Source organism: Streptomyces sp. NPDC054847 (assembly GCF_053610925.1).
Genome location: NZ_JBSGZJ010000199.1, coordinates 1 through 12,157, shown reverse-complemented (window position 1 = coordinate 12,157; position 12,157 = coordinate 1). Strand labels below are relative to the sequence as shown.

The 12,157-nt window shown below is 70.4% G+C and carries 12 protein-coding genes; 2 read left to right on the top strand and 10 right to left on the bottom strand.

Annotated elements, in window-relative coordinates; all coding sequences use genetic code 11:
* Window positions 1-842: 842 nt before the first annotated feature.
* Window positions 843-1,568 (top strand): glycoside hydrolase family 11 protein, encoded by a 726-nt coding sequence (locus ACWGH4_RS20175; RefSeq protein ID WP_453462601.1) that lies wholly within the window; start codon window positions 843-845, stop codon window positions 1,566-1,568.
* Here the strand turns inward: ACWGH4_RS20175 and ACWGH4_RS20170 are convergent.
* Genes ACWGH4_RS20170 through ACWGH4_RS20140 form a run of 7 tightly spaced genes read right to left on the bottom strand, consistent with a single transcriptional unit; the run spans window position 1,558 to window position 8,680 of the window.
* A complete protein-coding gene (locus ACWGH4_RS20170) occupies window positions 1,558-1,821 on the bottom strand; it encodes a hypothetical protein (protein WP_453462598.1) in 264 nt (87 codons plus the stop codon). The two genes, ACWGH4_RS20175 and ACWGH4_RS20170, sit on opposite strands and share 11 nt — an antisense overlap.
* A gap of 40 nt (window positions 1,822-1,861) precedes the next feature.
* Window positions 1,862-4,582 carry a fumarate reductase/succinate dehydrogenase flavoprotein subunit gene (locus ACWGH4_RS20165; RefSeq protein WP_453462604.1) on the bottom strand — a complete coding sequence of 907 codons (2,721 nt, stop codon included), beginning with the start codon at window positions 4,580-4,582 and terminating at the stop codon, window positions 1,862-1,864.
* A 36-nt stretch (window positions 4,583-4,618) separates the two neighbouring features.
* Entirely contained in the window at window positions 4,619-5,374 is a 756-nt protein-coding gene (locus ACWGH4_RS20160; RefSeq protein WP_453462596.1) for an ABC transporter ATP-binding protein, read from the bottom strand.
* On the bottom strand, window positions 5,371-6,261 hold the full coding sequence (locus ACWGH4_RS20155) for an ABC transporter permease (RefSeq protein WP_453462593.1): 891 nt from the start codon (window positions 6,259-6,261) through the stop codon (window positions 5,371-5,373). Before ACWGH4_RS20155 ends, ACWGH4_RS20160 begins: the two co-directional genes overlap by 4 nt.
* The gene (locus ACWGH4_RS20150) at window positions 6,258-7,604 is read right to left on the bottom strand and encodes an ABC transporter substrate-binding protein (protein WP_453462590.1); all 1,347 of its coding nucleotides are present in this window, start codon (window positions 7,602-7,604) and stop codon (window positions 6,258-6,260) included. The genes ACWGH4_RS20155 and ACWGH4_RS20150 overlap by 4 nt, the downstream gene beginning before the upstream one ends.
* 14 nt (window positions 7,605-7,618) lie before the next feature.
* The gene (locus ACWGH4_RS20145) at window positions 7,619-7,846 is read right to left on the bottom strand and encodes a 4Fe-4S dicluster domain-containing protein (RefSeq protein ID WP_125741086.1); all 228 of its coding nucleotides are present in this window, start codon (window positions 7,844-7,846) and stop codon (window positions 7,619-7,621) included.
* Window positions 7,847-7,906: 60 nt separating this feature from the next.
* Window positions 7,907-8,680, bottom strand: coding sequence for a UTRA domain-containing protein (locus ACWGH4_RS20140; RefSeq protein WP_441266608.1), 774 nt, complete (start codon window positions 8,678-8,680; stop codon window positions 7,907-7,909).
* A gap of 816 nt (window positions 8,681-9,496) precedes the next feature.
* Between ACWGH4_RS20140 and ACWGH4_RS20135 the strand changes: the two genes are divergently transcribed.
* On the top strand, window positions 9,497-10,279 hold the full coding sequence (locus ACWGH4_RS20135; RefSeq protein ID WP_453462586.1) for a sulfite exporter TauE/SafE family protein: 783 nt from the start codon (window positions 9,497-9,499) through the stop codon (window positions 10,277-10,279).
* Between the two features lie 30 nt (window positions 10,280-10,309).
* Here the strand turns inward: ACWGH4_RS20135 and ACWGH4_RS20130 are convergent, their stop codons facing one another.
* From ACWGH4_RS20130 to ACWGH4_RS20120, 3 genes are all read right to left on the bottom strand, one after another.
* Window positions 10,310-11,416: an ABC transporter substrate-binding protein gene (locus tag ACWGH4_RS20130; protein WP_453462584.1), complete on the bottom strand. Its 1,107-nt coding sequence runs from the start codon at window positions 11,414-11,416 to the stop codon at window positions 10,310-10,312.
* 207 nt (window positions 11,417-11,623) lie between these two features.
* Window positions 11,624-11,740: a putative leader peptide gene (locus tag ACWGH4_RS20125; protein WP_441266711.1), complete on the bottom strand. Its 117-nt coding sequence runs from the start codon at window positions 11,738-11,740 to the stop codon at window positions 11,624-11,626.
* 138 nt (window positions 11,741-11,878) lie between these two features.
* Window positions 11,879-12,157, bottom strand: a 279-nt coding sequence (locus ACWGH4_RS20120) for an RrF2 family transcriptional regulator (protein WP_453462581.1), incomplete at its 5' end; no start/stop codon positions are given.

Genomic DNA, 12,157 nt, shown 5'->3' with positions numbered 1-12,157 from the left:
CACTCGCCTGAACAACACCCACAACTCATCCGGTACCAGCCGCTCAACGAGATCCGTCATGCCACGGTTCAACGAACGATCACGCCATAAGAAACGACGTCTAAAGTGGACGTCTGACGCTCGAGGAAGGGCCTCTGACCTGCTCTTTTCTTGCAGGGTGAGGTTTTGACGTGTTCCCGATGACGCATCAGGTGGAGTGCGTGGCGATTCTTGAGCCTGCTGCAAAGGGCCTATGACCTGCTGTTTCTTCTGATGGATGCGGGGACCACGGAAGGTGATGGCACTGTCCCGGTCATCCGCTGAAGCCGGCGACGGGTGGTGTGCTTGCTCACCCGGTCGCCGCCCCGCGGTTGAGGGTCCGGGCGCGGCACCGCACCTCGACGTAGGCGACCGTCACGGAGTACGCCGCGTCGTACGCGGTGACTCATGCCAGCCCGTTCGCGCGCAGTCGTTCCCAGCTGGGGCCGCCGCCGTCGCGGCCACACCCGTTCGAAAGTTTCGAACGTTGGATACATGCATGCGCTACGTCCCTTCCTCATCTCATTCCATCCCTCCACAACGGTTTGCGTGAGAGGTGGCTTGACCAGCGAAGGCGTACGCGCAAGGCCCTTTCTGGTCATCGAAGTGTTTCCGAAAGAATGTCGAAAGCGTTGACAGGCTCATGGTGTTCTACGAAAACTGTGGCCACCGAACGGCAGGAGACTGTCGTTCCCCTCGCGTCATGTGACCGGGGATGGCGGTCGGTCGTTGCGGCACGACGACGGGCGACCCCCGCCGTGTTCCATGCAAGGCCGCGGGCAGCAGAAGCCACCCGCCCCCACCAGCCTTCATCGGGAGGACGCATGCAGCAGGACGGCACGCAGCAGGACCAGATCACGCAGAACCCCGCTCCCTTCAGCGGCTTGAGCCGACGAGGCTTCCTCGGCGGCGCCGGCACCGTCGCGCTCGCCACGGCGTCCGGACTGCTGCTGCCCGGCACCGCCCACGCCGCCACCACCATCACCACCAACCAGACCGGCTACGACGGCATGTACTACTCGTTCTGGACCGACGGCGGCGGCTCCGTCTCCATGACGCTCAACGGCGGCGGCAGTTACAGCACCCGGTGGACCAACTGCGGCAACTTCGTCGCCGGCAAGGGGTGGAACACCGGCGGGCGCAGGACGGTCCGCTACACCGGCTACTTCAACCCGTCGGGCAACGGCTACGGCTGCCTCTACGGCTGGACGTCGAACCCGCTGGTGGAGTACTACATCGTCGACAACTGGGGCAGCTACCGGCCCACTGGCGAGTACAGGGGCACCGTCTACAGCGACGGCGGCACGTACGACATCTACAAGACGACGCGGTACAACGCCCCCTCCGTCGAGGGCACCCGCACCTTCGACCAGTACTGGAGCGTCCGGCAGTCGAAGGTGACCAGTGGCTCCGGCACCATCACTACCGGCAACCACTTCGACGCCTGGGCGCGCGCGGGCATGAACATGGGCCAGTTCAGGTACTACATGATCATGGCCACCGAGGGTTACCAAAGCAGCGGAACCTCGAACATCACGGTCAGCGGCTGACCCCTGTCCCGGCGAACAGTCGGCTGCGGGCTCCGCCCTCGTGGCGGGTCCCGCAGCCGTGGCGAACTCGCCACCGGGCCTTCGCGGTCTCGCCGTCCTCGCCCTCGGGCAGGGTGACCAGGGCGAAGACCGTGTCACGCATCATCAGCGGCGGCTCGGCGGGGTTGAGGATGATGACCGCCTTGCCCCGCTCGGCGCCGCCGACCCGCACGATCGCCGACGAGGTGGTACGGGTAGCCGGGCCCGATCGCATCTGCCGGATCCGCGGGTGCGGCTCCGGCATGTCCGTCGCGTCAGGAGACCGCGCGGGACACGTATGCGCGGATGTCGGCGTCCGGATCGGTGGTGGCGGTTGCGAGGGCGGCGCCGGCTTCGGGGTCGGCGCGGTGGGGGAGGAGGGAGAGCACGGCGGCCTTGCGGACGTCCGCGTTGGGGTCGGCCAGGGCTTTGGCGAGAGGGGGGACGGCCTGGGCGGGCGAGGCCGCCCGAAGGGCGGTCGCGGCGCCGGCTCGGACCTGCCAGGCGGGATCGTCGAGGGCGGCAGAGGCCAGTTCGGCGTAGTGGGGAGGGCAGCCGGTGGTGGCCAGCGCGGCCAGCGCGGCACTCCGCACGAGCGAGTCGGGGTCGTCCAGCAGCGGATCGAGCGGAGCCGGGACCGGGGCGTGCACAGCGGCGAGGCCGCGGGCCACCGCGACCCGGACCTCGCGGGCCGGATCGGCGGCGGCCGCCGCCAGTTCCGGGACCGCGTCCACCGAGACCAGGCCCCGGACGGCGGTGATGCGGACTTCGATGTCCGTGTCGTCGAGCGCGGCGGCGTACATCCCGGCATCGCCCAGCCGCAGGGCCCGCAGTACGTCGAGGGCGGCGGCGCGGACGGCCGGATCATCGACGTCCAGCGCCTCCCGCAGAGCGGCCCCGAACGCCGTCTCGGCGGGCAGGACTTCGACGAGCTCGCGCAGGGCCGCCGCGGCGGCCACCCGGACCTGGGGTGCGGTGTCCCGCAGGCGCTCGGCGAGCGCAGGGCCGGCTCCGGTCGGCACGGTCTCGCCCAGGGCCGCCACGGCGGCCACCCGGACCGCCGGGTCGGCGTCGGTGAGGTAGGGCCGCAGCGCGTCCAGGTCGGGCGACTCCTCGGCGAGGGAGACGAGGCGGAGCAGGGCGGGGCCGGGCGCGGAGGGCTCCTGGGGCCGGGCCGGCACCGGGGCCGTCGCGGGCGCGGCCGGGCGGGCGGCCGGGGCGGCGTCCCGTGGACCGGCCGTGGCCACCGGAACCAGCGTGACCTCGCCCAGCCGCCGCTCCGGTCCCGGTGCCGGCGCGAACTCCGGCACCGGGACCACGTACGGCTCTACGGGGCGGGCGGTGAACTCCATGGCCCCTGATGGCGACTTGCGCAGGTCCAGGTGGTGCAGCCAGCCCGCGTCGTCCTGCTTCGGGTGGTCCAGCCGCTCGTGGTAGAGACCCCACCGGGACTCGGTCCGTGCCAGTGAGGCCCGGGCGGCCATCTCCGCGCAGTCCCGGATGAAGGTGACCTCCGCGCACCGCATCAGTTCGTGCGGGGTCCGCGCCCCCATCCCGGCGATCTCCTCCGACATCCGGGTGAACGCCTCCACTGCCAGGGACAGCTTCGCACCCGTCTTCGGCGGTGCCACGTAGTCGTTGACGAACCGCCGCAGCTTGTACTCCACCTGCGGCTGCGGCGCCCCGTCCGGGTTGCGCAGCGGCCGGTAGACCAGCTCGTGGGCGGCGGCCAGCTGGTCCTGGGGGAGTTCTCCCTCGTAGGCCCGGTACCGCGCGGCGTCCTCACCGGCCAGGTCGCCGAACACGAACGCGCCGATCATGTAGTTGTGCGGCACGCAGGCCAGGTCGCCGGCCGCGTACAGCCGGGGCACGGTGGTGCGGGCATGCGCGTCGACGCGTACTCCGGAGGCCGAGTGCCCGCCGCACAGCCCGATCTCCGAGATGTGCATCTCGACGTCGTGGGTGCGGTAGTCGTGGCCGCGGCCCTCGTGGAACGTGCCACGGGTGGGCCGCTCCGTCGTGTGCAGGATCGATTCGACGGCGGCGATGGTCTCTTCGGGCAGGTGGCTGAGCTTGAGGTACACCGGCCCCCGGTCGGAGGCGAGTTCGGCAGCGAACTCGGCCATCATCTGACCGGACCAGTAGTCCGACTCCACGAACCGCTCGCCGTGACGGTTCACCTGGTATCCGCCGAACGGGTTCGCGACGTACGCGCAGGCCGGTCCGTTGTAGTCCTTGATCAACGGGTTGATCTGGAAGCACTCGATCCCGGTGAGCGCGGCCCCCGCGTGGTAGGCCATGGCATAACCGTCGCCCGCGTTCGTCGGGTTCTCGTACGTTCCGTAGAGGTAGCCCGAGGCAGGCAGACCGAGCCGGCCGCACGCCCCGGTGGCCAGGATCACCGCGCCCGCCCGGACGGTGACGAACGCGCCGGTGCGGGTGTCGAACCCGGCCGCGCCGATGGCCCGGCCGTCGTCCGGGTGGGTCAGCACCCTGACCGGCATGACCCGGTTCTCGATGCGGATCCGCTCCCGCATCTCGCGCCGCCGCAACTGCCGGTAGAGGACCTTCTTGACGTCCTTGCCCTCCGGCATCGGCAGCACGTACGAACCGGACCTGTGTACCTGGCGGACGGCGTACTCGCCGTGCTCGTCCTTCTCGAACTTCACCCCGTACGACTCCAGGCGCTGGACCATGTCGAAGCCACGGGTCGCGGTCTGCCGGACGGTGGACTGGTCCACGATGCCGTCGTTGGCGCGGGTGATCTCGGCGACGTAGTCGTCCGGTTCGGCCCGCCCCGGAATGATCGCGTTGTTGACCCCGTCCATGCCCATGGCCAGAGCGCCGGAGTGCCTCACGTGCGCCTTCTCCAGCAGCAGCACCTGCGCGCCGCGTCCGGCGGCGGTCAGCGCGGCCATGGTGCCGGCGGTACCACCGCCGATGACGAGGACGTCGCAAGGCAGTTCGGTCGCGTCCGCGAGGGCCGGGACCGTCAGTGGGGCGTCCACCAGGGTGTCCACGGGCAGTGCCTTTCAGAGGGATTCGAGTATGCGGCGCCGCAGTTCGGCGGTGCCGGACGAGTGCTGTGCATCGCGGTCACGCGGGTGGGGCACGTCCAGCACCTGCCCGCCTGCCGGCAGGGCGATCCGGTCGCCGAGGTAGAGGGCCTCGTCGACGTCATGGGTGACGAAGACGACGGTCGCGCCGGTGCCGCGCAGGATGTCGACCAGCAGGTCCTGCATCCCGGCGCGGGTGTGCGCGTCGAGTGCGCCGAAGGGTTCGTCCATCAGCACCGCCCGGGGCCGGCCGGCCAGGGCGCGGGCGAGTTGGACGCGCTGCCGCTGTCCTCCTGACAGTTGGTGCGGCAGCTTGTGGGCATGTCCGGCCAGACCGACCCGCTCCAGCCATTCGCCCGCCGACCGCCGCCGTTCGGCCCGGGGGACCCTGCGGATCGCCAGCGGCAGTTCGACGTTGGCGCGGACGGTCCGCCAGGGCAGCAGGGCATCGTGCTGGAAGACCAGCGCCCGGTCGGCCGCGGGCCGGCCGACGGGCTCACCGTCCTGGGTGACCCGCCCGTCCAGCGGAGGCAGCAGGCCGGCGAGGGTGCGCAGGAGAGTGGACTTCCCGCAGCCGGAGGGCCCCACCACGGCAAGCAGTTCTCCTGGCGCGATCCGCAGCGCGACCGTGCCGGGGAGGGCGGCGCCGTCCGCATGACCGAGCCGTACGTCGTGCAGGGTGAGTTCGGCGCCCCTCGGCGCGGGGGCGGTGGGCACGGTCGCCGTGCTCATGAGACGGGCTCCTTCCGGGGAACAGCGGTACGGATCCCGGCGGTGGGTCCGGCGCCCACGTCGCCAGGAGCACGGCGGGACCTGCGGGAACCCGGACGCGGTGCGCCGGCACCTCCCTGCCCGGCCGGGCGGGGCAGCCAGGAGGTGGCGCGACGGCCGAGCAGTTCCACCGTGGTGGAGGTGAGCCATCCGAGGGCCCCGATGGTGGCCATGCCGACGAACACCGCCGGGTAGTCGACGATCGTGTAGTCCTGCCAGGTGCGGTAACCCACCCCGTACTCGCCGGAAATCATCTCCGCGGAGATCACGCAGATCCACGAGACGCCGATGCCTACGGACAGGCCGCCGAAGATGCCCGGCAGGGCGCCCGGCAGCACCACGGAGAACAGCACCCTCAGCCGACCGCCGCCCATGGTGAGCACGGCCTCCTCCCATACCGGGGTGAGTGCCCGGACCGCGTGCCGGGTCGACACCACCACCGGGAAGAAGGCGGCGGCGAAGGTGATGAAGACGATGCCCTGCTCGTTGGTGGGCAGCAGCAGGATGGCGACCGGGACCAGGGCGATCGCCGGCACGGGCCGCACCACCTCCACCAGCGGCCCCAGCAGGTCGGAAACCCATCGGGACCGGGCGATGGCCGTGCCGGTCGCCACCCCCAGCACCGCGGCCAGCAGGAATCCCAGCACGATCCGGCGCAGACTGTGGCCGAGGTCCTGCCAGTAGGGACCGGTGCCGATCCGGTCGGCGAAGGCGGACGCGACCTCACCGACTGTGGGGAACTGCTCGAAGCGCAGCCACACGTTGACGTCCAAGGAAGTCAGCAACTGCCACGTTCCGAGGGCCGCGGCCAACGAGGCCACGCGGAGCAGGCGGCGGCCGAGGCTCATGACGCCAGCCTCACGGCGTCCGCGTAGCTGATGATCCTCGCTCCGGCGTTCCGGCCGGTGAACTTCTCGGCACTTGCCCGGGTGACGAAGGCGCGAAGCTCGGAGTCGTCCGCGACCCATACCGACTTGTGCGCGAACCAAAGGGTGCCGGTCAGGTCGTCCGGCACGTAGGCGGCCCGCACGTCGGCGCCCTTGGCCGCCTTCAGCAGTTCCTTGGGACTGTCGAAGGTGCGGGTGCTGGTCTCGCCGTTCAGCCACAGCTCGGGCTTCACGGTGCCCGCCTTCGGGTAGGCGGAGTCCCGCACGGCCCGCTTCAGCGGCGCCGGGTCCACGAAGGCGTCCACGTCGACGTCGCGCACCAGCCCGGCGGCCTTCAGCACCGGGACGTCCTCCTTGAGAGCGGCGATCAACTCCGGGCGGAGCTCCGGGTCGAAGGTGGCGATGCCGTTGGCGCCGTTGTAGAGGTAGACCACTTCGGCCGGCAGCCCCGTCGTCTCTGCCACCGACTCGGCGGCGGCGACCGGCTGGGCGCGCAGGTGGTCGGTGGCACGGCGCTGTGCCCTGAGGAAGTCGTCGAGGACCCCGGCCCGTTCGTTGGCGAACCTCTCCCGGACCGTGACCCCGTGGAAGGTCGGCAGGTTCAGCTCCGCCCCGTCGTACAGAGCGGTGGCCCGGCCCTCGAAAGCCAGCTTGCCGGGCCAGGCGACGAACTGGGACAGCGCGTCGGCGCTGCCCGCGGCCAGGGCCGAAGCACCCACGCTGGGCTGCTGGTTGAGCTTCTGGATGCCCTTGTCCGGGTCGATGCCGGCCTGCCGAAGGGCCCGGACAAGGGTGCCGTCGGCGGCCGAACCGACACTCGTGGACACCTTCTTGCCACGAAGGTCGGCCAGCGACCGGAGGGGCGAACCGGGCGCGGTGACCACGGTGTTCAGGCCGCCACGCAGGTTGTATCCGGTGACCGCGACCAGTCTGGTCGGCTGCTTGAGCTCCTTGCCACGGGCCGCGTTGATCAGCAGGGGGAAGTCGCCCATCGAACCGATGTCGATCTTGCCCGCCGTCATCTGGGCGGTGATCGGGGCGCCGGTCGCGTAGTCCTGCCAGTCGACCTTGTAGGAGACGCCGTCCTTCTTCCCGCGGGCGGCGAGCTCCTCCTCGAAGTAGCCGAGTGAGCGCAGCAGGGTGCCGGCGGTGACGGTGTTGATGGTCTTGGACTGGTAGCCGACGGTCACGGTGACCGTCTTCCCGTCGGCGTCGGCGTCGGCCGTGCCACCGCAGGCGGTGGTCGGCAGGAGCAGCAGGGCGACCGTGGGGAGCGACAGGAGGCGGCTTCTCTTGCGGGGCATGAAGGTTCGGCCTTTCACCGGAGCAGGTAGGGCATGTTGACGGTGACTGCGCCGGTGGGACACCGGGCCGCGCACGGACCGCAGTACCAGCACTCGTCCACGTGCATGTACGCCTTGCCGTTGTCCTCGCGGATCGCGAGCGAATCGAGCGGACACATGTCGACGCAGAGGGTGCAGCCGTCGATGCACTTGGACTCGTCGATGGTCACGGGCACGTCGGCGCGCTGCGGTACGAGAGGCATGGTTGGTCTCCAAGGGGCCCGGCAGAACCGGAACGGCGGGGAACGGAAGGAGGGGTGGGCTCAGTCCCGGACGGAGCGGTGCAGCACGCCGCTCATGGTGATGCGGTCGCCGCGGAACCGGATGAACTCGAGGTCCACCGGCCGCCCGTCGGGCAGACAGGTCAGTCGTTCCAGCATCAGTACGGCGGCCCCGCGCGGGGCCTGGAGTACCGCGGCACAGTGCGCGTCGGCGTTGACGGCTTCCAGGGTGATCTCGGCATGGCCCAGCGGGCCGCCGGTCAACGACTCCAGGAGCCGGAACACGTCCGTGTTCTCCAGGTCGCTGCCGAGCAGTTCACCGCCCACGTCCATGGGCAGGTAGGACAGGTCCAGCGAGAGAGGCAGGCCGTTCAGGCGGCGCAGCCGCTCGATGCAGAGCACGTCCGTGTGCTCGGGCAGGCCCAGTCGATGAGCGACCGGGCCGGGGGCGGTGACCGGTCCGACGGTGCGTACCTCGTTGGTGACCCGGCCGTGCTCGTGCAGGGTCTCGGCCAGGCCTTGGAGGCGGTCCAGTCCGTGCGGGTACTTCTCGCAGACGACCACGGTGCCGACGCCCGGTTGCCGGTGGACGAGCTGCTCGTCGCGCAGCAGGTCCAGGGCCTCCCGGACGGTGTTGCGGCTGGCACGGTAGTCGGCGGCGATGACGTCCTCGAGGGGCAGGATCCCGCCGGGGAAGCTCCCCGCCAGGATCTGGTGCCGCAAGAGGTCTGCGATGTGCCGGGCCCGGTCCGCACGCAGCCGCCGGCGGCGCGCGGCGGCTACCGGAAGAGCGGCGGGGGCGGGTTCGGCTGGCATGACAGGGAACGTACAAGGAGATCCGCTCCGATGGTGTTGCCGCAGTATTGCGCCACCTGATGTCTCCCACGGACCTGCCTGAGCTGGGGTTTCATGAGCAGGTCGCCGAGATCCGCCACTCTGTCGCCCGTATCCTGGAGTCCGGGTGACCACGATGCGGACGCTGACCGCCGGCGCACACCGCCGATGAAGTCGCCCTTCCTCCGGCGCCGCGCCGTGTGTGACACCCGCGCGACCCCAGCGACATGGCGTGTTGGGGCCCGCCGTCGGCGCGCGCAGGACCCCTCGTGCGGGCGGGACCGCCCGCTCCACGCACGACAGCACCGGCTCCGGTGCGAGAGCGATGATCCTGCGGAGCCGGTGCCGTGGGCCGGGTGTACCCGTACGCGGTGGGACGGCGCGCACATCCAGCGCGATGGCCGGCGGTGGCTGCCTCAAGCCCCGTGGCAAGGGGCGGTGTCGGGGTCTTCACGCCGGTCGGGCAGGTGCTTGTAGCCCAGACGCCGCACGGTGACGACTGGGCCGGCAGCCCGAACTCCAGCCAGGTGAGATCGAGTTCGCGTCCGTCCGGCTCTGCGACGTGTCGCGCCGTATCGATGCTCACGACACCGCCTCCCGTCCGCTGCACGGGAGGCGCGTCCGTATGGGCGACCGGTCGGATCCCTGGTCGTGTCACGTCCTTCGCGAAGAGCTGGGCGGGATCGGTGACCTCGGGGACGAGCACGAGGCAGCCGAACGCTCGGTAGCAGGAACCCTTCGACGGGGCGTCGATGCGAGGTGGCGATACTGGGCGGACATTCGAGATCGGGGGCCGAAGTGGCAGGGTCGGCGGAACTGTACGCAACGGCAGTCGGCCTGATGATCGCGGTGGTGACCGCGCCCGTGGGGGTTTCGGGTGCGGTGTTCCTGCTGCCCGTGCAGCTGAGCGTGTTCGGCGTACCCAGTCCGGCGGTCACCCCCACGAACCTGTTGTACAACGTGGTGGCCGGGCCCGGCGCCCTGTTGCGTTACCGCCGAGGGGGCCTGCTGAACAGCCCGTTGACCCGCCGCCTGGTGATCGGCACCCTGCCCGGCGTGGTCATCGGAGCGGTGGTACGGGTCTTCGCCGTCCCCGGCCCCACCGTCTTCCGCCTGCTCGTGGCCGGACTGCTGATGCCGCTGGGCCTGTGGCTGATCGCCCGCACCCTCCGGCCGGCCCCGGCCGCCCCGGCGGCGGAGCCCTCCCCCCGCACCATCACCGGATTGGCCGTGGCCGTCGGCATCGTCGGAGGGATCTACGGAATCGGCGGCGGTTCCGTCCTCGGTCCCGTCCTGGTCGGCCGGGGCATGCCCGTGAGTCAGGTCGCCCCGGCGGCCCTCGCCTCCACCTTCGTCACTTCCGTGGCAGGCGCCGCGACCTTCGCACTGCTGTCCCTGACCGGCTCCGGGGACGTCGCCCCCGACTGGTACCTCGGGCTGGCCTGCGGCTTCGGCGGGCTGGTGGGCGGTTACCTCGGGGCGCACCTCCAGTCCCGCCTGCCCGAGACCGCACTGCGCCTGCTGCTCGGCGCCCTCGCCACAGTCTTCGGCGCCCTCTACGCCGTTCAGTCACTGCGATGAGGTCACGGGTCCCTCCTCCGGGACCTGCGGCTACTCGGCGCCGAGACCGGCGTCGTCGACCTCGTCTTTGCCTTCGGCCTTGAGGACCTTGTTGAGCGGTGCGAGGTCGTAGATGCCCTTGAGGTCGGGCTGTTCCAGCAGACCGGCCTTGACGGCGTGCTCTGCTTGGGTGTTGAGGGTGGAGGCCAGCGGGTCGTCGAGGAAGGTGATGGACTTCCAGGCCGGGTCGATGACGTCGGCGGGCAGAGCCTTGCCCGACTCCTTCTTCAGCGCCGCGTTCGCGGAAGCCTTCGCCTTCTCCGGGTTGGCGTTGATCCACTCATTGGTCTTCACCGAGCCGCGCAGCACGGCCTCGACGACGTCCGGGTGCTCCTTCAGGAACTCCTGCCGGACGATGATGTTCGTGATGACGAACTTCTTGTCCGGCCACAGGTCGGCCTCGTCGAGCAGTACCTTCGCGCCGTCGGTGACCAGCTTCGACGCGGTCGGCTCCGGCACCCACGCGCCGTCGATGGAACCGGACCTGTAGGCGTCCGGGGTGACCTTGTTCTCGGTGCGGACCACGGAGACGTCGCCCTTGCCGCTCTGCGCGTCGACCTTCCAGCCCTTCTCCGCGATCCAGTTGAGGAACGCGACGTCCTGGGTGTTGCCGTGCTGCGGGGTGGCGATCTTCTTGCCCTTGAGGTCGTCCAGGGACTTGATCTTGTCGGGGTTGACGACGAGCTTCACGCCGCCGGAGGCGGAACCGCTGATGATGCGCAGGTTCGAGCCCTTCGACTTGGTGTAGCCGTTGATGGAGGGCGACGGGCCGATCCAGCCGATGTCGATGGAGCCGGCGTTCAGCGCCTCGATCTCGGAGGGGCCCGCGTTGAAGGTGGACGCCTTGATCGTGGTGCCGCCGAGCTCCTTCTGGAGCAGGCCTTCCTGCACCCCCACCAGAGCGGTGGCGTGCGTGAGGTTGGGGAAGTAGCCGATCTTCACTTCGTCGGCGGACAGCTTCTTGGCGTCCGCGGCCACCTCGGTCCGTTTGCCGTCGTCGGTGGACTCGGAACCGTAGCCGCACGAGGTGAGCAGGAGGGGAAGCGCGGCTATGGCGGTGATGGTGCGCAGGGCGGTGAGCGGTCTTGCGGCAGACACGACGGTGTCCTTTCAGGCGGCAGGGCAGGGAGGTGCGAAGACGAAACGCGTGGCGCTTCTCGGCGCGCGGCAGCACTCCACTCCGCGGCCGTCGGCGGCAGGCATGCCCGCGCGGGCCGGGAAGTGGAACGGGGGCGTGGTCGGCCGAGGGCGCCCGAACCGCCGACAGACTTGGGGCGGCGGGCAGGGCACTCGCTTCTGGGCGAGTCAGGTTCTGCGGCGCTGGAGAGGCCTACAGATGGCACTGGACGTACGGCCGAGGTCGATGTGACGACGCGAGGTCAGGAGGGGCAGTGACCGGTCTGTGCGGTCGAACGTTCCCACGGCCACCCCCTGATCCCTAGTTTTCCTACCTGATTGCTAGGGATCGTGGCAGAAGGCGGCGTCGGCACCAAGGGGTGTTTCGCATACTGGGCGCCGCCGTCTCGCACTCTGGGAACCGGTGACGCTCGGTCCAGTGTGTCAGGGGTTCACCCAGGCGCTGGGGGGCTTGGTCAAGTCCGATACGTCGGCGGGGAGGTGGGCCGATGCGACATCGGCGAGCGACACGCCCTCGAGGATCTCGCGCACGTTGGATCGCAGTGCGATCCACAGGGGGAGCAGCGACTCGGCGGGGCCGGTGTAGGACAGCTCCGGGGGGCGGACCCCGCGCACCGACACCAGCGGTCCGTCGACCACGCGGATGACGTCGGCGATGCTGATGGACTCGGCGGGCTTGGCCAGTCGGTAGCCGCCGTTGCC

Coding starts and splice junctions, on each gene's coding strand:
- ACWGH4_RS20175 (WP_453462601.1), top strand. CDS start 843: ATGCAGCAGGACGGCACGCAGCAGGACCAGATCACGCAGAACCCCGCT.
- ACWGH4_RS20170 (WP_453462598.1), bottom strand. CDS start 1,821: ATGCGATCGGGCCCGGCTACCCGTACCACCTCGTCGGCGATCGTGCGG.
- ACWGH4_RS20160 (WP_453462596.1), bottom strand. CDS start 5,374: ATGAGCACGGCGACCGTGCCCACCGCCCCCGCGCCGAGGGGCGCCGAA.
- ACWGH4_RS20155 (WP_453462593.1), bottom strand. CDS start 6,261: ATGAGCCTCGGCCGCCGCCTGCTCCGCGTGGCCTCGTTGGCCGCGGCC.
- ACWGH4_RS20150 (WP_453462590.1), bottom strand. CDS start 7,604: ATGCCCCGCAAGAGAAGCCGCCTCCTGTCGCTCCCCACGGTCGCCCTG.
- ACWGH4_RS20145 (WP_125741086.1), bottom strand. CDS start 7,846: ATGCCTCTCGTACCGCAGCGCGCCGACGTGCCCGTGACCATCGACGAG.
- ACWGH4_RS20140 (WP_441266608.1), bottom strand. CDS start 8,680: ATGCCAGCCGAACCCGCCCCCGCCGCTCTTCCGGTAGCCGCCGCGCGC.